Here is a 22,469-nt window from a genome sequence, read left to right as displayed (position 1 = left end):
TGCATTGTTATTAATTATACAATGCCGACAAATGACATAAGAAAATGGTTATTTTCCATCCAAACGTCTTTTTTACTATATGAATATTTCATAATTATTAAGCTAAATTACCTATCCTTTCTACAAAATTTTATTCTTCTTAAGAATTAATCCATTGATTCATAATATTTTAATAAAAAAGTTGACTAAATTAGTCATTTTTTCCACATTTTCTATAGAGAGGCCCTTGTAATTTTTGAAATACACATCACTATAAAAAACATGGCAACCTCGTTGTCACTCATTAGGAGTGCCCATGTCTGAACTTATTATGAATGAAAAAACTGACTTAGAGCCTCAGGTTCCAAGTGTATTACCACTTTTAGCGTTACGTGATGTAGTGGTCTACCCACACATGCAAATTGCGTTATTCGTGGGTCGTGAAAAATCGATCAATGCAGTTGATGTGGCTCGTAACAGTGACAATTTAGTATTTGTAGTTGCGCAAAAAGATTCGCTTACAGAAGAAATTGATCACGATAACCTTTATCAGTACGGAACTGTCGCTAAGATTGTTCAAGTCGTAAATCATGAGAATGATGAAAACTGCATTAAAGTACTTATTGAAGGTTTACATCGCTCTAAACTTGAAAAGATTATCGATGAAGATAGCCATTTGACTGCTGAACACAGCTTAAGTCCAATGACAATTAACGTAGATAAAGCTACTCAAGAAACTCGTTTGCAAGAGTTACGTACTTTATTTGCTCAATATGCTGAAGCAAAATTACGTAATGCACGCGAACTTGTTGCTGCGGCTAATAAAATTGAAGACTTGCTACAACTCATGTTCTTCGTAGCAACACGTGTGCCTCTAAATATTGAAATTAAACAGAAGTTTTTAGAGCACGATGAGTTTGAAGCACATTTGCAAGAGCTTATGAGCTACTTGGTCAATCAATCTGCTGAACAGCAAATTGAACAAACTTTGCATGACAGCGTAAAACGTCAAATGGAAAAAAACCAACGTGAATACTTTCTAAATGAAAAAATGAAAGTCATTCAACGTGAACTTTCTGACATGAATGGCGGTGCTGAAGATGACGTTGCTGAAATAGAGAAACGTCTTGCTGAAGCTGATTTACCTGAACACGTACGTAAAAAAGCTGAAGCTGAGTTCCGTAAGCTTAAAGCAATGCAACCAGCGTCTAGTGAAGCAGCTGTTGTACGCAACTATCTAGAAGTAATTTTAGATACGCCGTGGAATAAAGCGAGCAAAGTGAGTATTAACCTTGCGAAAGCACAGGAAATTCTCGATACAGATCACTACGGCTTAGATGACGTAAAAGACCGTATTGTTGAATACTTAGCTGTTCAGTCGCGTGTTAAAAAGCTCAAAGGTCCGATTCTATGTTTAGTAGGCCCTCCTGGTGTAGGTAAAACTTCACTTGGTGAGTCTGTTGCGAAGGCAACAGGTCGTGAATTTGTTCGTATGGCCCTCGGTGGTGTACGTGACGAAGCTGAAATTCGTGGTCACCGTCGTACTTATATTGGTGCGATGCCAGGTAAAATTGTGCAATCTTTAACAAAAGTTGGCGTGAAGAATCCATTGTTCTTACTCGACGAAATTGACAAGATGGCGCAAGACTACCGCGGTGATCCTGCTTCTGCATTGCTTGAAGTATTAGATCCATCACAAAATAGCAAGTTCAACGATCACTATTTAGATCTTGATCTTGACCTATCTGAAGTGATGTTCATCTGTACTGCAAACAGTATGAATATTCCAGAAGCCTTGCTTGACCGTATGGAAGTTATTCGTCTACCGGGTTATACCGAAGATGAAAAAGTTAACATTGCTGAACGTTACCTTGTTCCAAAAGCAATTAAGAACAATGGTCTACGTCCAAAAGAGTTAACAATTCATGAAGAAGCGATCCGTGACATTGTTCAACGCTACACACGTGAAGCTGGTGTACGTAGTCTAGAACGTGAAGTGTCTAAAATTGCGCGTAAAGTGGTAAAAGAAGCAGTAAGTAAAAAGTCTAAAAACTTACAACTTGATGTGACTTCTGCCAATCTTCCAGAATACTTAGGTCCACATAAGTTTGACTTTGGTATCGCAGAAGATGAAGCACAAGTAGGACGTGTAAATGGTCTAGCTTGGACATCTGTAGGTGGTGAGTTACTTACTATTGAAGTTGCAGCTGTTAAAGGTAAAGGTAAATTCATTACGACTGGTTCACTCGGTGACGTAATGAAAGAATCTATTACTACAGCAATGACTTTAGTGCGTACACGTGCCGATGAATTAGGTATTGAAGCTTCTCGTTTTGAAGAAACTGATGTACACGTTCACTTACCTGAAGGTGCAACACCAAAAGATGGTCCATCTGCTGGTTTAGCATTAACAACTGCGCTTGTATCAGCATTTACAGGTATTGCAATTCGTCCAGATATTGCAATGACTGGTGAAACAAGCTTAGGTGGTCGTGCAATGCGTATTGGTGGCTTAAAAGAAAAACTTCTTGCAGCACACCGCGGTGGAATCAAGCTTGTCTTTATTCCTCAAGACATCGTTCGAGACTTAGCAGAAATTCCTGCGAATGTTAAAGAAGGTTTGGAAATCAAAGCTGTGAAAAGTATTGATGACATCTTACCTTTAGCATTAGTTTCGATGCCAAAGCCTTTACCTAAAACACCGATTGTAAAACCGGTGGAAGGTTCAAAAGCAGCACGTCACTAATTAAAAAATAAAAAAGAGAGAGCTTTGGCTCTCTTTTTTTTGTTACACAATTTGATTGAAAAATATCCAACCATCCTCATAATAGGTAATAAGAGTATTTAAATAAATGAGTACTCTTAACTATCTAATTCTTAGATAGCCTTGTTTTTATTCTCTATGATCATCTGAACTCCAGACAGATGATCATTTGATCGCAGTCCAACACTGTTTTTTGGACTGCGTTTTTTATGCCAGCTTTTTAGATCGTCAGATACTTTCATTCATCAGGTATAATGCGCCAGCTGTATTTGAATGAATAGATAACATGAAAATTCGTATTCTGACCATTGGTCAAAAAATGCCTGCTTGGGTTCTTACTGGTTTTGAAGATTATTTCAAACGCATCCAACCTTTTGTTCAAACCCAAGTTATTGAACTACCTATGGCCAAACGCGGTAAGAATGATTCAGAAGCGGATATTTTAAAGTATTGCCAAATTGAAGGCGAAAGTATTTTAAATGCTTTAAAACCCAATGAAACCTTAATTGCTCTTGAAGTTGGTGGTCGGGAACTAAGTACAGAAAAATTAGCCGATACAATGAAACAATGGATGCTTGAGGGTAATGATGTAGCACTTGCGATTGGCGGTCCAGATGGTTTGTCAGATCAGGTACGTAAAGCTGCCGCTTGGCATTGGTCACTTTCAAAACTTACGATGCCCCATCCCTTAGTACGTGTTTTATTAATCGAGCAACTATATCGGGCCATGAGTATTAACCACAATCATCCCTATCACCGTGCATAAAAGGAACAAACGTTTCATTTTAAGAACAATCCGTTGAAATCTGGATACTTTTATCATGTCCTGATTTTGGCATAATACCTATTATTCTGCTTTTCAACTCAGGTGTAATGAAATGGAACTACAAACCCTTCCCGGACTGTTTATTTCACATGGTTCACCCATGCTTGCACTTGACCCGGAACAAGTGGGACCTGCTCTACACCGTTTAGGTACAAATCTTCCTATACCTAAGGCAATCATTGTGATGTCTGCGCACTGGGAAAGTAAAGCACTTGAAGTAAGTATTTCGACTCGTCCTGAAACGTGGCATGACTTCCGTGGATTTCCTAAAGAGTTATATGAAATTCGCTACAGTGCGCCTGGCGAACCAGCATTAGCAGAAGAAATCTTAAAATTATTGGCCGATGCTCACTTTGTTGCACATGCCAATAGTACCCGTCCTCGTGATCATGGCGTATGGATGCCTTTATTGCATATGTACCCAGATGCAGATATTCCTGTAGTCGAAATTTCTTTGCCATCAAATTTAAGTGCACAAGAAATTTATCGTATAGGACAAACGCTTGCCCCTTTACGTGATAAACAAATCTTACTCATTGGTTCAGGAAGTATTACTCATAATCTTGCAGAATTATCTTGGCAAGGAGACAACTCTAAAGTTCCTGAATGGGCTTCAACTTTTAGAAATACTGTCGTTAATAAGCTTTCCCATCAAGATTATGATGGAGTTTTAGACTGGCAATCATTGCTGTTTGTGAAACGTAACCACCCTACGCTTGAACATTTTGCACCTTTGTTTTTTGCTATGGGTACAGGCAATCGCTTTACGATTGTTCATAGTAGCTTCACAATGGGCTCATTAGGAATGGACATCTATCGTTTTGATTAATTATTAAGAAATACCCCGTTTTGCGGGGTATACCATTATTTTTGTTGAAAATTAGAATAATTTACAAACTTATACATTTTAAAAACCGAAACAATCAAATGTTTACATTTTCTTTTTTTAAGAATGTTTTAAGCTTATTACTGTTGTTTTTTTACTTGAAGTTTTTAAATGAAAATTAAATATTTAATTCTTGCGTTATTACCTTTTTCTTTGATGGCGTGTCAAACAGTTACTAATACTCCTGCTCCAATTGTTTCTGAGCAACAACAAAACCTTGCAACCACTTTAGGTGAATATGCATGGACTTATCAAAATGTAAAAGCTTCTAAACCACTTATTCTTAACTTTAATGCAGATGGTAAATTAGCCATTAATACGGGCTGTAATGGCCAAGGCGGTACTTGGAAAGTTGAAGGCAACCAACTTGTTACTTCGAATCTAGTTTCAACTATGATGGCTTGCCAAGATGATTTAATGAAACAAGAACAATTGTCGAATAGCATCTTTAATGAAGCAAAATTACCAATTGAAATTAGCAACACTAATGGTCAGGTGATTTTAACGGTGACAGATAAAACTGGTCAAAAACACATTTTCCAAGGTCAAAAAGCAGTTAATACTCAAGCTTTAACAGACTACTCTTGGTCATATCAGCCTGAAAATACAAAAAAACCAATCGTTCTTAACTTTACAAATGATCGTTTATCTATCGCAACAGGTTGTAACCGCCAAGGAACAACTTGGAAAGTTGAAAACAATACGATTGTAACGACAGACGTAATGTCGACGATGATGGCATGTGAACCTGCTTTAATGAAACAGGAACAGTTCTCTAGCAGCCTCTTCCAAAAACGTGCAATTCCGTTTGAACTCAATACTACAAATGTTGATCAACCAACATTAACTGTATCTGATGCTCAAGGCCAGAAATATACTTTCACAGGTAAAATGACACCTGAAGCAAAATATCAATCTGAAGGGAAAACAGTTTTCCTAGAAGTTGCTCCAGAAACTAAATCTTGTACTGGTGTTGCGCCACAAACTTGTATGCAAGTTCGTGAAATTAAATATGATGACAAAGGCGTTAAAACTTACGCAGACAAAAACTGGTCATTATATTACGGTCAAATCGAAGGTTTTGAACACAAACCAGACCAACGCGTAATTTTACGTGTGAAACGTTTTGAAGTGAAAAACCCGGCTGCAGACCAATCTAGTCAAGCAGATGTATTAGATATGGTTGTAGAACAAGAGTTAGTTAAAAAACCTAAAAAATAAGTTTTTAGACTAAAAAATCCGATGCTTATGCATCGGATTTTTTATTTCTATCTTAGAAAATACCTTGAGCAAGCATTGCATCAGCAACTTTTACAAAACCTGCAATATTGGCACCGTCTACGTAGTTCACAGTACCATCTTCTTTAGTACCGTATCTAACACAATTGGCATGAATGTCTTTCATGATTGCATGTAAGCGTTCATCGACCTCAGCATGGGTCCAGCCTAAACGAATTGCATTTTGAGACATTTCTAAACCAGAGGTTGCCACCCCACCCGCATTAGATGCTTTACCTGGGGCATATAAAATTTTTGCTTCGATAAAGTGTTCAACTGCTTCAAGTGTAGATGGCATATTAGCGCCCTCAGCTACACAAATGACACCATTTGCAATAAGCGTTTTAGCATCTTCACCTGTTAATTCATTTTGCGTAGCACATGGCAAAGCAATATCAACAGGAATATGCCAAGGCGTTTTTCCTTCAAAATATTCAAAACCATGTTTAGAAGCAAACTCGGAAATACGACCACGTTTAACGTTTTTTAGTTCCATTACTTCAGCAAGTAACTCATCTGTAAAACCATTTTTTAAATAAACTGTGCCGTTTGAGTCCGACAAGGTAACAACTTTTGCTCCTAAGAACATTGCTTTTTCCGCCGCATATTGTGCGACGTTACCAGAGCCTGAAACAGAAACAGTTTTACCAGCAAAAGATTGTCCACGGGCTTTAAGCATTTCTTCTGCAAAATAAACCGTACCATAACCAGTTGCTTCAGGACGCATCAAGCTCCCCCCAAATGAAATTCCCTTACCGGTAAAGACACAGGCAGTGTCGTTACTCAGCTTTTTCATCATGCCTGCCATATAACCGACTTCACGTGCCCCCACACCAATGTCACCCGCAGGAATATCCGTATTTGGTCCTAAATGGCGATAAAGCTCAATGATTAATGCTTGACAGAAGCGCATAATTTCAGCATCAGATTTACCTTTAGGATCAAAATCTGAACCACCTTTCCCTCCACCCATTGGTAAAGTCGTCAGTGAGTTTTTAAAAGTCTGCTCAAAACCTAAAAATTTTAAAATTGATAGGTTGACCGATGGGTGGAAACGCATCCCCCCTTTGAATGGACCAATTGCTGAATTGTATTGAACGCGGAAAGCACGGTTAACTTGAGTCTGGCCTTGATCATCCATCCATGAAACACGGAATTGAATCACACGCTCAGGTTCAACCAAACGTTCTAGCAATCCCTGCTCTGCATATTCCGGATTTTTTTCAATAAATGGCCACAAACTCGTCATGACTTCTTCGACAGCTTGCAAGAACTCAGGTTGATGCGGATCACGCGCTTGCACGTAATTCAGGAATTCATTCAGGTTGTTGTATTTCAATGCACGGTCCTCAGCATAGTAATGAATTAAATTGGTGCAATACATTTTTAAATGCATCATTTAGCAGCAAAATATTAAATCCCTTTCCATCAATTTTAACAATACTTATTTTAAATTATTTTATTTATCTTAATTATCAAAAACTTATTTTTAGAAAAACTACTTAAAAATAAGAAATAGTCATTTATCTTTTCATTTTTATTGATCTATTATTGTGCAATATTAGCTACATTTTAGGTCAATCAAAAAGCCAATAAATTCGTTAAAATCCATTGACCTTACTTAGGTTTTTCTTCATTATCGCATCGTTTTAACCAAGCTATTTGCCCACTATGAATTCATCTATTTCTCTCATACGCGAGATTGATGCGTTATTACCACAGACTCAGTGTGGTTTATGTGGACATCGTGATGGATGTCTACCCTACGCAAAGTCGATTGCTGAAGGTGAAGAAGCAAATAAATGTGTTCCAGGTGGTCAGCCTGTAGCCGATGCACTCGCAAATCTATTAAATCGTCCTGTGTTAACCGCTGAAACTAGCGTATGGCCTGTACAGGCCGATGGTCGTCCCCAACGAATGAAAGCGATTATTCGGGAAGATGAATGTATTGGTTGCACCAAATGTATTAGTGCTTGCCCTGTAGATGCTATTATTGGAAGTGGTAAGCTCATGCATACCATCTTGACTGACTTATGTACAGGTTGTGAGTTATGTATTCCACCTTGTCCGGTAGATTGCATTGATTTGGTCGAAGACACGCAAGCATTACCAAATGAGCAACAGCGTATCGCTGAACAAAATGATTTAAGACAACGTTATTACACTCACATTCAGCGCGAAGAAAAACGTCGTACTCACCGTAAAGGACCTGTAGTACGCGCTGAAATTGATACCCAACTGTTTGCCCAATTCTCTCAGGCACTTGATGAAGTACCTTCAATCGAGCTCATCGAGAAATCCAAAGAAGTTGTGTCAACTGATGCAAAAACTACAATTGAGTTAGCGAAAATTCGTACGCAAATTAAGAAACTGGAAAAACAGCTCAGTGTTCGTGAAGATGCTAAAAAACGTCTTCAACTTGAAGAACTTCAACAGCAACTCATGCAATTACAGGAGGTCTGAATGGCCGTCAAGAATATGACGAAAAAGCAGATTCAAATTTTCTTTGAACGCCTTCGCGAACAACGACCTTCACCTCAAACCGAGTTAAAATATTCATCTCCATTTGAGCTACTGATTGCAGTTATGTTGTCAGCTCAAGCGACCGACGTAAGTGTTAATAAAGCAACTGATAAACTCTACCCTGTGGCGAATACAGCCGAGAAAATCTATAACTTGGGCGTAGATGGGTTAAAGGAATATATCAAGACAATTGGTCTCTATAACGCAAAAGCCGAAAATGTCATTAAGACCTGTAAGATTTTAATGGAACAATTTAACGGTGAAGTTCCAAGCAACAGAAAAGATTTAGAAGCTTTACCAGGTGTCGGGCGTAAAACAGCCAACGTGGTTTTAAATACGGCTTTCGGACAACCCACCATGGCTGTCGATACTCATATTTTCCGTGTAGGAAATCGAACTGGTTTAGCAGTAGGTAAAAATGTTCTTGAGGTTGAGCACCGCTTAATTAAGGTCATTCCTAAAGAATTTATTTTAGATTCACATCACTGGCTCATATTACACGGTCGTTATTGTTGTATCGCCCGTAAACCTAAATGTGCAGAATGTGTTGTTGCAGATGTCTGTAACTGGCCTGATCGCTTTGAATTTGGCGCAATAAAAACGATTCCAACAAAAAACCTCAGTTAATCCTGAGGTTTCTTAATCTGCTGTAATTTCGGATGTAGTTGACGTTCTCGTCCATTCTTTTTATTTTCCAAAGCCTGTTGTTTCTGCACATGACGCAGCATTTTTTGACTTTGATACAATAAAAATAACAGTAGAGCTAAACTTAAAATTACCACTACAATCAAAATAATTTTCAGCAAAGAAGTATCCTCAATCCACTCAAACTTTGATTGTTATATGCCATAACATAATCTTTAACTACTATTATGTCAGATTTTGTTGGCTTGCATACCATGCATGAATATCCTGTTTTTCAATTGCAGTTGCCATTAGTTCGGGAAATTGATCAGGTGTACAGGCAAACGTTGGAATCCCCATATCAGCAAAGATCTGTGCATGTTGAGTGTCGTACCAAGGTGCACCATCATCAGACAATGCCAGTAGCGTAATGACTTGCACCCCACTATCTAGCATTTCAGCCACTTGCTTGAGCATTTGCTTAGCATCACCACCTTCACACAAATCGCTAATCAGGATAAAAATCGTATCTTCTGGTCGAGTGATTTTACTACGGCAGTATTTTATCGCTTTAGCAATATCGGTTCCCCCACCCAACTGTGTACCAAATAACACATCCACTGGGTCTTCTAGTAAAGGTGTTAAATCAGCTAACTCGGTATCAAACACAATCATTTGCGTACTGACTGCACGAATACTTGCCATCACCGCCGCAAAAACACTGGAATAAATCACTGAGGGAGCCATAGAGCCACTTTGATCGACACAGAGTACAATATCTTTTAAGGCCGTTTGTTGGCGTGGATGCCCATGTAATTCATGCGGAATAATCGTTTTAAAGTCTTCTTGCCAATGCTTTAAATTAGCTTGAATGGTGCGCTTCCAATTAATATCTTGCATGCGTTTAGGACGTCGTGTATGAGCTGAACGGTTAATACTCCCTCTAATCGCTTGCTGCAAGGGCTGCTTTAGACGGTTTTCAAGCTGCTCTACTAACTGACGTACCACGATACGCGCAGTTTCTTTGGTTTTTTCAGGCATTAAATGATTGAGTGAAATCAAAGTTGAAACCAAATGAATATCAACCTCAACACTCGCCAACAATTCAGGCTCTAACAACATTTGCTGTAAATTCAAACGCTCTAAAGCATCTTTTTGGATGACTTTCACTACCGAGGATGGAAAATACTGACGAATATCACCTAACCATTGCGCAACTCGAGGACTCGAATGCCCAAGACCACCTCGGCGATTAGGCTGCTGCGTCTGATAAAGTTCATTCAAACACTCTTGCATCTTACTATCTTGCATCGACCAATTCGGTAAATGTGAAGTCGAATTTGGGACTTGTCCTAAAATCAAACGCCAACGTCGTTCTTGTTCCGCAAGGTCTGGTTGTTCTAAAGTGATCAGTTCTTCATTCATGCTCATCACTTAAACCTCGACAGCAACAGGCTGCAAATACGTATAAATTTCATCTAATACCGTTTTAGCACGTTCGATGTCTAAAACACCAACCTCTTGTTTGATTGTGGTCGTTTTTTGCGTCACTTTCTGAATTAATTGCTGTGCTTCAGCAGGACTAAAACTGGAGGCTGTTCTCGCCAAAATTGGCAATAACTCAATAAATTGCTGCTCTTGTAATTGATTGACCCATTGGCTCACGGTTTCCCAAAGGCTTTGCTCATGAATCAATAACAAAGCTTGATGAGTGAGAAAACCTTCAAACCAAGCGGCACTGTAGTCTGCCGTCTGCCCAATCGATAAAGCTCGTGAGAGAAATCCCTGTGTCTGTTTCACATCAATCAACTGCTGTTCTCGTGCTAAACGTACACAACAACCATGCAAATAACCTTGCATATGTTCCAACTGCAATAACTGTTGCAAGGTCTCCTGCCAAAGCTGTAATAATTCATCTTGTTGTAATTGTTCTAAAAGTTCATATAAGGCTTGTAGTTGTTGAGCAAACTGCTGGGCCATTTCAGCATTTAGTTGTACGCAATAACTTGGCAAACTCAACATCAAACGAATCGCTAAATGTTCTACCAGTTGATGCAAATGTTGCATCGAAAACTGACGTACGCTGCCATAACGAATTGCGGTAATTAATGGCTTTAAAGTTGCCAAAATAATACTTGGGTCTTGATGCTTGGTGGTAAGTTCATTCAGTTTATCCAACGCTAAATTTAAGCTTTGGTCCAAACCAGACAATAAAATGCTTTCAATCAGTTGAGCAATTTGTCCCACATCTTCACATTGTTTGATCTGATGTTCTACATAACTTTGCGTAGCAAGTTGCACGCTATTGCCCCACAATGACATTTCATTCAGATATAAACTACTTTCAGGCTGCCAAGACAACTGCCAAATTTCTTTAAAATTCCCTTGCTTCGCACCTGTACCTGCTAACTCTGCCCAAGCAACGCCAAGTAATTTAATACAATGTAGAAATTGACTTTTTGCCAAGTCGAATGCTTCACGTAAATCTAGCGTAATATCACGATGTGGTGCTTCGAGTTTTAAGCGAAAATGCTTCACTTGCTGTAAAAAGTCTTTTTGAATTGGCAACTCAATCAATTCAGCAGGTACTTGTCCCAATTGCTCATCTTCAAGCAATTTAGCTAAAATCGGTTGTGGAATATCCAAACCATGATTCAAGACCGAGCGAATTACCTCAAACAAATCTTCCAAATCAGGGATACGGCGTCCACGTAATTGCAATAAAGATTGGATCAGGTGTACCGCATCAATAATTTGGGCACTAGAGGCGTCATGACCTGCTTGGCGTAAGGCTTGGGCAAATTGACTTAACCAATCAATGGTAATTTTTTCGCCATCAACATTTCCGTCTAAAGCTTGTTGGTAATGCTTCCAAAGATGGGTATACCACCCAACCGCTTGTACACCTGCGCCATAACCATTATCTCGACTCAATCGTCCATGTGTCCATGCAATCCATGCAGCATCAACTTTGATTTTAGGCAAACCTTTCAGTAAAGCAGTATCCGCTTTAGTTTGAGCTTTTAAATCTACCAACACAGGTGCATGCCATGCACCACAAATCACCACAATATTTTGATAGCCTTGCTTTTCTGCCTGCTTAATCACTTTGCGCATATAGGCTTCACGATACTGCTCCAGCAATTGATCTTCGCTACTGTAATTTTCAGGTTGCTGGCTTAGCAAATGATCACGTAAAGCTGCCATCGCATCGCTAATAGCATTAAACATTTGTCCAGCATGTGGTTGCTGTTCGACTAGATGTTCCCAAAACCGTTCACTATCTTGATAGCCAGACTGTTCAGCCAATAATTGAATTGGATCTCGACGAATCGAAAGATAATGTTGTTCCAGATTGTATTCTGACTCAATATCATCTTGCTGATTTAGCTCAACCTCTTGCTCATCTGTTAATACCTGTTCAACCAGCGAAGCTTTCTGTAAACGTTGTTCTGCCCATTGTTTTTCTAATGCAAAACGATGTTGCAAAGGTAGATCCATAAACTCTACTGCAACTTGCTGACGCAGCGCATATTGTAAAGCTTGCCACTCAGGTGAAAACTCAGCAAAAGGATAGAAGACCGCCTGTGATCGTACTTCTTTTTGTACAGGAGTATTCAACAACAATGCTACAGGCGGCTTAAAATCGGCATGTTGTAATTGGGCAATGATTGGATTGGCATCAGGTGGTCCTTCAATCAAAATACAATCGGGTTGAATCGAAGCCAAAGCATTACATACACTACGTGCCGAACCAGGCCCATGATGACGAATACCGAGAATATGCAGCATTTTTCTATCCTTTATTTCAATCACATCTTCTCCTTTTCAAGGAGAAGATTGGGATGAAGTCATTTATTATTGGGTTTTATTCTAAGTCACGACAAGCACGATACAGGTCTTGCCAACCCTCACGTTGTTTAATCACGGTTTCCACATATTCTTTCCAAGGCACAATATCTTGAACAGGATCTTTTAATACAGCACCCTGTAAACCTGCTGCTAATTCATGGTCAGTTAAATTACCTGAACCAAAATGCCCAGCCATTACCCAACCATGACTCATCACAGAAATAGCTTCAGCTGTTGATAAGGTACCCGTAGTAGTTTTTAGCTTTTGCTTACCATCTAAAGTTTGTCCATGACGCAACTCTCTAAAAATCGTCACCAGTTTTTGAATTTGAGCATCCAAAGGCTGAATCTCAGGAAGTTGCAAGCTTTTACCTAATGACTGAACACGCTTTTGTACGATCTCGACTTCTTCTGAGATTGTGGCAGGCGGCGGTAAAATTACCGTATTAAAACGACGCTTTAACGCAGAGGAGAGTTCATTCACCCCTTTATCACGGTTATTGGCTGTTGCAATCACACTAAAACCTTGTATCGCTTGATACTCAATACCGAGCTCAGGCACAGGCAGATTTTTTTCAGAAAGCAACGTGATTAAAGTATCTTGAACATCTGCAGGAATACGGGTTAATTCTTCTACACGAGCGATCTTACCTTCTTGCATCGCGCGCAACATCGGGCTTTTGACTAATGCATCTTCACTAGGACCTTTAGATAAAAGTTGTGCATAGTTCCAGCTATAACGTAAAGTATCTTCACTAGTGCCAGCCGTACCTTGAATCAGTAATGCACTATTTCCAGAAATAGCAGCTGCTAAATGCTCAGATACCCATGATTTTGCCGTACCCGGCACCCCTAATAATAACAATGCTCGGTCAGTTGCCAAAGTTGCCACTGCAATTTCCATTAAACGGCGATTACCAATATATTTAGGTGAAATCACAGTTCCATCAGCTAAAGTGGTCCCCAATAAATAATCTACAACAGCTTTCGGTGAAAGTTGCCATTGTGGTGGTTTTGCTAAATGGTCATGTGCCTTTAATGCATCTAATTCATGAGAAAACTGTTGTTCTGCACGTGCACGTAAAACTTGTTGAGACATGTTGATTATCCTAATTTATGATTTATTGATCATTAAGCAATAAGTTTTTGTTTATACTGAATAAACAGAATAAGTTGTTTCCATTCAGAAATAGGAAAAAGAGGTTGTAGACAACTGAAGTCTATTGGATAAGCTTCCAAAATCAGCCATTGTGCATGCTCTTTTAATAATGCAAATTTATTTTGATCCTGCTGCAAGTCCAAAGTCTCATATGCGTGTTGTATTAACACAGCTGCCATTTCTGAAATTTTCTGATCTTGATGTAAAACTTTTGCTCTTTGAAATACATACCAAAAATGTTCTAAATCTTGATTTCGATAATAGGACTCAAGTTGTTCTAATAATAATTTGCTTGCTGGCTCCTGATCTAGCAAACCAAAGATTGTCTCACGCTCGATCCTGCTTCCAGTTGATATTGTCACAGCTTCACACCATTTGGTCTGATGTTGATAAAACCATAAAGCTAGATCACGGCGCTGCTCTCGGTAACAGCACAAAATAAATGCGCTCCACAGTGAATCTTTTTGTCGCGAATGTAATGAAAATAAATGATCCAAAGTACCAAATAATTCTAACCAATAGGCAAGTGGTAATTGGATTAAAATTCTTTTGAGATAAAGTACGCCCTTTGAACCTTCACAAAACTCCTGATAAGCCTGTTCGACTTGAGAACTTTGGTAAGCCGTTTTTAAACTTTTACGGCTTTCAACCAAATTTGCTTCTCGATCAAAGAAACCATAATCATTCAATGCATCATCTTGATCTAAGTTAATGTTGAATTTAACTTTTCTGGCTTGAACATCGTAGCTCAAACATGCACGCAGTAAAGCCATAACCTCGTTATAGAGGGTATTATCTTGATAATATAAATAAAAGCTTAATGCTGCATTATTGCGTACTGTCGCTGCATTTTGGGGTTCTAGTATTTTCACATGCTGGTATAAAGCTTCAAATTGGGTTACTGGCATGTTATATGTCACTAGACTTTCAGCATGACTTTGCAAATGATTTTTCTGAATAGATTGTGACCAGAATTCCGCAATATGCTGGTTAATAAAGTCTGGTAATTGACTGCACAATTGGCTCATCAGTAAGGACCAATCACTATTTTTTGATTTCAACAATTGACGGATTAATGACGATGAATCTTGTTGTTTCAAATATTTCCATACCCTTTTCGCATCATCCACACGTGTTGTAAAATCACCTTGAAATGCGAACTCAGGTAGAATAGTGGCCAATAATACTGGGTTCTGACACTGTGGTAGAAGCTTCAACACCAAATAACGAGGAATCACTTGCTGCTGCTGTTGAGCAAGTTTAAAAATTTGATTAACCCAATCCTGATATAAAAATGGCGACTCTTGCGCAACAATCCATTTCAAAATTTGCACAAGCTCATCATCTAGCTGCTTTTCATTTTGTATCTGATCAATTTCACCAAAACTCTTTTGAACCTTTTCAGGCACAGCTCGTGTTTGATAACCTGCTAGTTGCATCAGTCCCCAATATTGATTTAAGACCAATAAATCTTGTGCTGAATCAATTTCTTTAGGAACATAATCCTGCAATTCTTTGGGAATTTTTATAACTTGCTTAAATTGCTGTCCTAAAGTCAGTTTGAGAAGTAACTGTTGATTAAACTCACTGTATAATGTGGTTAAAGACATTCAAAATGCCCTCCTTGCCAAATACTTATAAGTTTAAGTTTCAACCCATCCCACTCTACACCAGCACTGAAAGGCTCTGCCCCCACTAAAAACCACAACTCAACAAACTGTTTAATTTCAATTTCACACATCTTTTGATCCTGATCGACCAAATAAATTATTTTATCAAGCTTTACTAAACGTAATTGCTCTAGCCAGAAAAAGCGTACTAATTGCAAAGGATGTTGTTTTAAGCCATTCGCATATTGAGTAAATGCCTGGTCAAAATTTTTAAACCCCCTAGGTGAAATGAGCACTTCGTTTAAATCATTAAATGTTATTAGATTATCTTCCAGACGTAAGCGTTGTTGGCTTATTACAGGATAGAGTTTGACATTTATAGGCAATTGTTTTTGATAAGGTAAGGTCACTCCAAAGCTTGAATGAGGGGGTATTTCAAAATCTCGTAGCAAATAATCACACAGGTTCTGACTATCCCATAACCATTGACGACGATAACGTCCCCGAGTATTGACCAACTCATGCGTCACTTGTCCTAAAGCGTAAAGATCAAGTTTATGAACTGGTATGTTATCCCACATATCAGCTGGCAAATTAACGCCAAATAACTGTTTTAACTCTTCATAAAGCTCAGGTTTAAGACGATGACGATTCTGCCATAGATGAATAGCAGTTTGTAATTTAGCCAACCAGAATGAACTTTCTACTTGCCAGTTGGCTTGATACAAGGCACTAGAAAATTCATCTAAATAACTCACCAAACCTGCAACTTGAGCATCTACTAAACGGCTTTGGATATCTCTGAATTTCTCGTGTTGTTGTTGACGTAACCGCCCTAGTCCTAGAGTAACAACATCATTTAGCCATGTTTGTAATGCATCAATCCCGGTATCCATTTTTTTATCACGCGCCAATTGGCGTTTGAGTCGGGCTTCTTCATCAATAGGCTTATTGACTTTATTTTCTTTCTTTTCAAGTGATTTGTTTTTTTTATCCCGCCATTTCTGTACTCGCTCAGGTATATGTTGTTCATCCGATTGCACAATAAATTTATCTTGATACTCGGTATAGACAAATAATAATGCCAAAGCGTGTTTACAAGGCCGCTTAAAACTCGGGCAACTACATTCACACTTTAGTTCGGGTAAAAAAATTGCACTTTGATAAATTGAGCTACCTTGAATTTCCCCCCAAATCCATTGATCAACTGAACCTGAGATATTATTCCACGCTTCAAATTTCGCTAGTTTTTTAGCTGATTTCGCTGAACTTGCATCTGGAATAATCTGTTCCACCTGATCAGATTGAATCATCAGCAACATAATTAACCCTTTAAAATAATTTTTTAATTTCAATGTCTTGGTTTATACAATCAAACACACTATAAATGTTTTAAATTTAATTTCACATACTATTATTACATAGTGCGACACATTATGTCGTTAATTATTATTAATATAAAAAAAACTGCCCAGTGGAACCACTGGGCAGTTTTTTATAGAAAAAAATTATTTGTCTAAGATGTTGAACAAATCTTTTTGTACATCTTCAATTGTACGCAAGCCATCAAGCTTGTCATAAGTTGGAGCATTTTCACCAGAAGCAGCACGGCCTTGGTAGAAACCAACCAATTGCTCTGTTTCAGTGTGATAAGACGCTAAACGCTTACGGATTGTTTCTTCTTGGTCATCTGGACGTTGAACAAGATCTTCACCAGTTTCATCATCTTTACCTTCCACTTTAGGTGGATTGTATACAGTGTGATAAACACGGCCAGAAGCTGGATGCTGACGACGACCAGAAAGACGTTTTACGATTTCTTCATCAGGAACATCAATTTCAATCACGTGATCGATGCTAATCCCTTCTTTTTCCAAAGCTTCAGCTTGTGGAATAGTACGTGGGAAACCATCGAAAATGCAGCCATTTGCACAGTCAGGTTGAGCAATACGTTCTTTTACTAAACCGATAATAAGTTCATCTGAAACCAAACCACCAGATTCCATTACACTTTTAGCTTTTAGACCTAATTCAGTACCTTCACGAATCGCAGCACGGAGCATATCACCGGTTGAAATTTGTGGGACATTGTAGCGCTTACAGATCAACTGAGCCTGAGTCCCTTTGCCTGCTCCAGGTGGTCCGAGTAAAATAATGCGCATAAAAAACATCCTCATTTAAAACAATGAATATGAAGTCCGGCAGAAAAAGTCTCGTTAATCTTCAATAGATCCTGCCTGACATCGAATTATAAGAAAGCCACAAACAAATGTATTGTACCAGCAATAAATCCGGTTACCCCACCTAGTACAATAAGAATCCACTCATCCTCCTGAAATGCAGGACGTAATAAATTCTGAAATTCTTTTGGTGTCAGTTCGCGAATACGCTCTTTAAACATTTGAAAAATCTTCTGTGCCCGGCTTGCGTTCAGTGCTGGGTCACATACGGGTCCCATCGTAATTTCAATTGAACGATCAATCAAGTCCGTCTTTAATCTTGCGTACTCTCTTGGCCCTAAAGAAAGCTGTAAAGAGGTGCGAACTAACGGAGTTTCCATGATTTCGTTAATATGACGCTTAACAATGCGGCGCGTTTTATCTTTACGCGGCCCGTACATCATTTCGGTCATAATCGATTTTAACGTGATCAAATCTTCTGTGACTACGCTCGAAAACACATCAGAGACTTCCTCTTGACGCTTCATAAAAGCGCCTTGGACATTATAGGTCCCAATTCGAAGAACTGGTACAATCCATGGAAACTTACGATCTTTTGTTAATCTAAAAATCTGTGGATAACGAATATAATGCGGCTCAATTGGGTTAAATACCATCCAGATTGCGATCCAGTTAGTTAAAAAGCCCCAAATTGCAGCCCAAAATGGTACTGTCCAGTGCCATGGTACTACAAACCAAACCACCATTTGGAAAATACCAAAGAACATCCCAATCAGTGCACTAATATGCCAAATAAAGTTAATTTCTTTTTGACCCACCTTTAAGAACATACGTACCATTAAACGGCGATCACCTTCCATCTGGCTCACGACCATTTCACGCATGTTAACCAGTGACTCTACATTCATGGTCAGCTCAGTCACTAATTCTTTTAACACACCCGGCAATTGCTTATGTGCTTGAGCATAAATACGGCGTTTAATTGAATAAGGTAAATTTTCCCAAAGTACGGCATTACGATCGATCATGACTTCATCAATAAGATGTTCAAGTTCAAAACCGACTTGTTCACCAATAATACGCGCCATATCTTCAGGATCCATTGCTTCTAAAAATTCACGCAATGAGCCTAATTTAGATAAAGTGTTATCAGTAATAATTCCAGAGATACGTCCTGCTTTACGTGGCACGATACCTTGCCAACCTACTGGCAATGGTCCTAAATGGAATCCCCAAAATTTAATTGGGTAAAATACCATTTTTAAAGCCATCCACACATGTGCCCATGTGACAAAAGCCGTTACGGGAATAATACTCAAAACGGCCCAAAAATCAGGTCTGTGTAAAAAGGTCTGCCACAATCCACTGACGTACTCTAACATGTAAGACTCTCGTATTTATTTGTGCTCTGCTTATGGCGAGTTAACGATAAACTGCTTTGTTTTATAAACCAAAACTTAGAGAATAAGAAAATTGAATTTGTGGTTTCGTATCTGCAGCAACATTTCCGTTCTGGTCGGTTAATTTTTCAGCTGCACCGATACCCACACTAAAAGTGCTAATTCTTTCTGAATTTAACCACACATAGGCCAAATCAACACCAGCACCTAAACGGGATTTAAAATCACCATCGACCTCTTTACTATCAAGATGACCAGCATAGAAACCGATATAGTAACCATTTTTGTCTGTGCCAGTAAGATAATAAGGATATCGGAAGCCAACTTGACCACCAGCGGTTTTGTCACCATTCAAAAATGCGCCGGCTTTCGCATAGGCAATACCATATGGATTTACCCACTCACCGTTAAGATGTAATAATTTTTGAGTAACTCCGGCACCCACATTCCAAGTAGATGCATTATGTCCTGCTAATTTTGCTTCCGGAAGAAACGAGTAGTCTTGAGCATGGGCCCAACTACTTACTGTCAAAACTGCAAGTAAGGGATAAATTTTTCTCATTATTTTCTCCATTTTCCCTAATCGTATGGTGAGAACAACCCTATTCTATTGAATGAGAGACTTTAACAGAATTATTTTGCTTCTTATATACAAGTATCTACAATTTTGTTGTCTGCAAAGTCAAAAAGTATCTTATTAAAATGCAATGAAACTTTGAAAATTATGCAATATTTTAAGTGCTCTTGCGTTAGAATAAGCAGCTATTTTTCTACCCTATGTCATTAAGTCGATCCTTATGAAACAGCACTTTCCTTTAAAAGATATCCAGCAAGAAAAGCGCATTTATCGAGGTCGTATCTTTTTTGCCGTAGGGATCGTGACCATCTGTTTATTAGTTTTAATTAGCCGATACGCTTATCTACAAATTTTTCACTACGACGAATTCTCGACTGCATCTGACAAAAACCGAATTCGCTTGCAACCACTTCCACCTGCTCGTGGTTATATCTATGACAGAAACGGTGTATTACTAGCAGATAACTATCCTGTTTTTACAGCAACTTTAAGTAAAACAGATGTAGAAGATGTTGATAGTGTCATTGAGCAATTACAGCCTATTTTAGATTTAACGCAAGAAGATATTGACCGTTTTAAAAGCCGTATAAAAACTGCCCGTAAAACTGAACGCGTCGCGATTAAACTTAATCTAACTGAAGCCAATATTGCTAAATTTAGTGAAGCCAAATATAAGTTTCCGGGTGTTAGAATCGAGACACAAATGACTCGCTATTATCCACACGGTGAATTATTTGCTCACGTGATTGGCTATGTCGGGCGTATCAACGATAAAGAATTAAAAAGTATTGATAAAGACTTATATGCTGGGACCAACCTAATTGGAAAAATTGGCGTTGAGAAAAGCTATGAAGACCTATTGCATGGAACACCGGGTTATGAATCTGTTGAAGCAGATGCACATAGTAATGTATTACGTCATTTAGGCCGTAAAGACCCTACTCGCGGTAATGACCTCTATTTATCTTTAGATTACGGTTTACAAGTTGTCGCTTCTCAGCAGCTCGCAGGTCGTCGTGGAGCTATTGTCGCTATTGATCCTCGTACAGGTGAAATTCTAGCTTTAGTGTCTAGTCCAAGTTTTAACCCTAATTTGTTTGTGACAGGCATTAGTCATACTGACTACAGTTCACTACGTGACAATTTAGACCAACCTCTTTATAACCGTGCTGTGCAGGGTGTATATCCCCCTGGTTCCACCATTAAACCAATGGAAGCAATGGGTGGCCTACACTACGGTATTGTAGACTGGTCAACGGCAATTTCTGACCCTGGTTATTTCCATCTACCAGGTGATTCACATAAATTCCGTGACTGGAAAAAATCTGGTCATGGCATCGTGAACATGCATAAAGCCATCATTATGTCATGTGATACCTATTTTTATATTCTTGCCCATCAAATGGGTATTGATCAAATGAACCAATGGATGCGCCAATTTGGATTTGGTCAAAAAACAGGTGTCGATTTACCAAGTGAAAGTGAAGGCCTTTATCCAAGTCCTGAATGGAAAATGCGTACGCGTAAAGCGAAATGGATGAAGGGTGAAACTATTTCTGTCAGTATTGGTCAAGGCGCGTTTACAGCCACTCCATTACAGCTTGCGATGGCAACAGCAATTACGGCAAATCATGGTTCTCATGTAACGCCTCATGTTTTACGCGCAACGCATGGTGCAAAACCATTTACAGTACGTAATGCGCCTGATGGTAAAATCAAATTCAACGGCACTGATGAAGACTGGATTCAAATGCGTGATGCCATGATTGATGTAATTCAATCAGGTACTGGCCGCGGTATTCGTACTCCCCTCTACCAAATTGCAGGGAAAACAGGTACAGCACAGGTTAAGAGTATTGCACAGGGTAAACGCTATAACGAAGCAGCCTTGAGTGAACGTCAACTTGACCATGGTTTATTCGTTGGATTTGCCCCTGCTGAAAAACCTGAAATTGCGATTGCAGTTATTTGGGAAAATGGTCGTCATGGTGGTTCAGCTGCTCAACTTGCAAGACCTGTCTTTGATTACTGGCTATTAACTCGTAAGAAAAACCCGATTCGTCCAGCAAATCACCAAGTCAATGGCGGGCTAATGACGGCAGGAATTAAACCAGGTGAACTTCCAAGCGGCGGTGAAAGTTCTGGTCCAGCATCAGCTACAGCTACCACTAACAAACCAGCAACATCAACACCGCAAGCTGCTCCTGCTCGTCCTGCTACCAATGAGGCCGATGAATAATGAAAAATCAATTACGTATAATTGGCGGCGAATGGAAAAGACGAGTACTTCCTTTTGCTAGCATTGATGGTTTACGCCCAACCCCAGATAGAGTACGCGAAACTTTATTTAACTGGCTCATGTGGGATATTCAAAATACTCAAGTTCTCGACATCTGTACAGGCTCTGGTGCATTAGGTTTTGAGGCTCTGTCACGTGGTGCTGCATCTGTTTATATGATTGAACCCGACAAAACTCAGGCACGTTTTTTAAAAGATAATATTGAACTATTAAAAGCCCAAAATTGTCACCTAATTAATGCCACTGCTCAACAAGCTCTACCCCGCTTAAAAGAACAGTTTGATGTAGTCTTTTTAGATCCGCCTTATAGTCTTGATCTATGGCATGAACTCTCGAACTTGGCCGAGCCTCATATTAAAAAGAATGGATACATTTATGTTGAAGCTGACCGAGATTTAGCTCAGCTTCAACTTCCCGCAACATGGCAACAAGTTAAAACCACTAAAGCTGGCACAGTCCACGCTGGGCTTTATCAGAAAATTTAAACATGTAGGATTTTATGGCAAATTAAT

18 protein-coding genes are annotated in these 22,469 nt (G+C 39.0%); 8 read left to right on the top strand and 10 right to left on the bottom strand.

Going from position 1 to position 22,469, the window contains the following annotated elements; all coding sequences use genetic code 11:
• The first annotated feature begins 295 nt into the window (after positions 1-295).
• From lon to JGE69_RS00905, 4 genes are all read left to right on the top strand, one after another.
• A complete protein-coding gene (gene lon / locus JGE69_RS00920) occupies positions 296-2,725 on the top strand; it encodes an endopeptidase La (protein ID WP_199111862.1) in 2,430 nt (809 codons plus the stop codon).
• A 304-nt stretch (positions 2,726-3,029) separates the two neighbouring features.
• A complete protein-coding gene (rlmH, locus tag JGE69_RS00915; protein WP_002054393.1) occupies positions 3,030-3,509 on the top strand; it encodes a 23S rRNA (pseudouridine(1915)-N(3))-methyltransferase RlmH in 480 nt (159 codons plus the stop codon).
• 112 nt (positions 3,510-3,621) lie between these two features.
• Positions 3,622-4,398 (top strand): DODA-type extradiol aromatic ring-opening family dioxygenase, encoded by a 777-nt coding sequence (locus JGE69_RS00910; RefSeq protein WP_199111860.1) that lies wholly within the window; start codon positions 3,622-3,624, stop codon positions 4,396-4,398.
• Between the two features lie 168 nt (positions 4,399-4,566).
• Positions 4,567-5,676: an META and DUF4377 domain-containing protein gene (locus tag JGE69_RS00905; RefSeq protein ID WP_086264902.1), complete on the top strand. Its 1,110-nt coding sequence runs from the start codon at positions 4,567-4,569 to the stop codon at positions 5,674-5,676.
• Between the two features lie 52 nt (positions 5,677-5,728).
• Here JGE69_RS00905 and gdhA read toward each other — a convergent pair whose 3' ends face one another.
• Positions 5,729-7,132 (bottom strand): NADP-specific glutamate dehydrogenase, encoded by a 1,404-nt coding sequence (gene gdhA, locus JGE69_RS00900; RefSeq protein WP_199111858.1) that lies wholly within the window; start codon positions 7,130-7,132, stop codon positions 5,729-5,731.
• A gap of 272 nt (positions 7,133-7,404) precedes the next feature.
• On the opposite strand from gdhA, the gene JGE69_RS00895 reads away from it, so the two are divergent.
• Positions 7,405-8,196, top strand: a complete 792-nt coding sequence (locus JGE69_RS00895; protein ID WP_199111856.1) for an RnfABCDGE type electron transport complex subunit B — start codon at positions 7,405-7,407, stop codon at positions 8,194-8,196.
• Entirely contained in the window at positions 8,197-8,883 is a 687-nt protein-coding gene (gene nth / locus JGE69_RS00890) for an endonuclease III (RefSeq protein ID WP_060465437.1), read from the top strand.
• Here nth and JGE69_RS00885 read toward each other — a convergent pair.
• The 9 genes from JGE69_RS00885 to JGE69_RS00845 all read right to left on the bottom strand — a co-directional run bounded on the left by JGE69_RS00885 (position 8,880) and on the right by JGE69_RS00845 (position 19,643).
• The gene (locus JGE69_RS00885) at positions 8,880-9,062 is read right to left on the bottom strand and encodes a hypothetical protein (RefSeq protein WP_019456871.1); all 183 of its coding nucleotides are present in this window, start codon (positions 9,060-9,062) and stop codon (positions 8,880-8,882) included. The genes nth and JGE69_RS00885 overlap by 4 nt on opposite strands.
• 64 nt (positions 9,063-9,126) lie before the next feature.
• A complete protein-coding gene (locus JGE69_RS00880) occupies positions 9,127-10,311 on the bottom strand; it encodes a VWA domain-containing protein (protein WP_063098338.1) in 1,185 nt (394 codons plus the stop codon).
• A 3-nt stretch (positions 10,312-10,314) separates the two neighbouring features.
• Complete coding sequence (locus tag JGE69_RS00875) at positions 10,315-12,672, bottom strand: DUF5682 family protein (protein WP_199111854.1); 2,358 nt, start codon at positions 12,670-12,672, stop codon at positions 10,315-10,317.
• Positions 12,673-12,748: 76 nt separating this feature from the next.
• Positions 12,749-13,831, bottom strand: coding sequence for an ATP-binding protein (locus JGE69_RS00870; protein ID WP_063098336.1), 1,083 nt, complete (start codon positions 13,829-13,831; stop codon positions 12,749-12,751).
• A 32-nt stretch (positions 13,832-13,863) separates the two neighbouring features.
• Positions 13,864-15,501, bottom strand: coding sequence for a hypothetical protein (locus tag JGE69_RS00865; RefSeq protein ID WP_199111852.1), 1,638 nt, complete (start codon positions 15,499-15,501; stop codon positions 13,864-13,866).
• Positions 15,492-16,823 carry an SWIM zinc finger family protein gene (locus tag JGE69_RS00860; protein ID WP_199111850.1) on the bottom strand — a complete coding sequence of 444 codons (1,332 nt, stop codon included), beginning with the start codon at positions 16,821-16,823 and terminating at the stop codon, positions 15,492-15,494. Before JGE69_RS00860 ends, JGE69_RS00865 begins: the two co-directional genes overlap by 10 nt.
• A gap of 186 nt (positions 16,824-17,009) precedes the next feature.
• Positions 17,010-17,663: an adenylate kinase gene (gene adk / locus JGE69_RS00855; protein WP_002117671.1), complete on the bottom strand. Its 654-nt coding sequence runs from the start codon at positions 17,661-17,663 to the stop codon at positions 17,010-17,012.
• A gap of 86 nt (positions 17,664-17,749) precedes the next feature.
• Positions 17,750-19,063 (bottom strand): membrane protein, encoded by a 1,314-nt coding sequence (locus tag JGE69_RS00850; protein WP_005070566.1) that lies wholly within the window; start codon positions 19,061-19,063, stop codon positions 17,750-17,752.
• A 61-nt stretch (positions 19,064-19,124) separates the two neighbouring features.
• Complete coding sequence (locus tag JGE69_RS00845) at positions 19,125-19,643, bottom strand: hypothetical protein (RefSeq protein WP_002117557.1); 519 nt, start codon at positions 19,641-19,643, stop codon at positions 19,125-19,127.
• Positions 19,644-19,878: 235 nt separating this feature from the next.
• Here JGE69_RS00845 and mrdA point away from each other — a divergent pair, with 235 nt between their 5' ends.
• A complete protein-coding gene (mrdA, locus tag JGE69_RS00840; RefSeq protein ID WP_199111848.1) occupies positions 19,879-21,897 on the top strand; it encodes a penicillin-binding protein 2 in 2,019 nt (672 codons plus the stop codon).
• On the top strand, positions 21,897-22,442 hold the full coding sequence (rsmD, locus tag JGE69_RS00835; RefSeq protein WP_068564191.1) for a 16S rRNA (guanine(966)-N(2))-methyltransferase RsmD: 546 nt from the start codon (positions 21,897-21,899) through the stop codon (positions 22,440-22,442). Before mrdA ends, rsmD begins: the two co-directional genes overlap by 1 nt.
• Positions 22,443-22,469: the final 27 nt, after the last annotated feature.

Source organism: Acinetobacter sp. C13 (assembly GCF_016809775.1).
GTDB classification, from domain to species: domain Bacteria; phylum Pseudomonadota; class Gammaproteobacteria; order Pseudomonadales; family Moraxellaceae; genus Acinetobacter; species Acinetobacter pittii.
The sequence above is the reverse complement of the archived record's forward strand: the minus strand, read 5'-3'. Positions and strand labels throughout refer to the sequence as shown.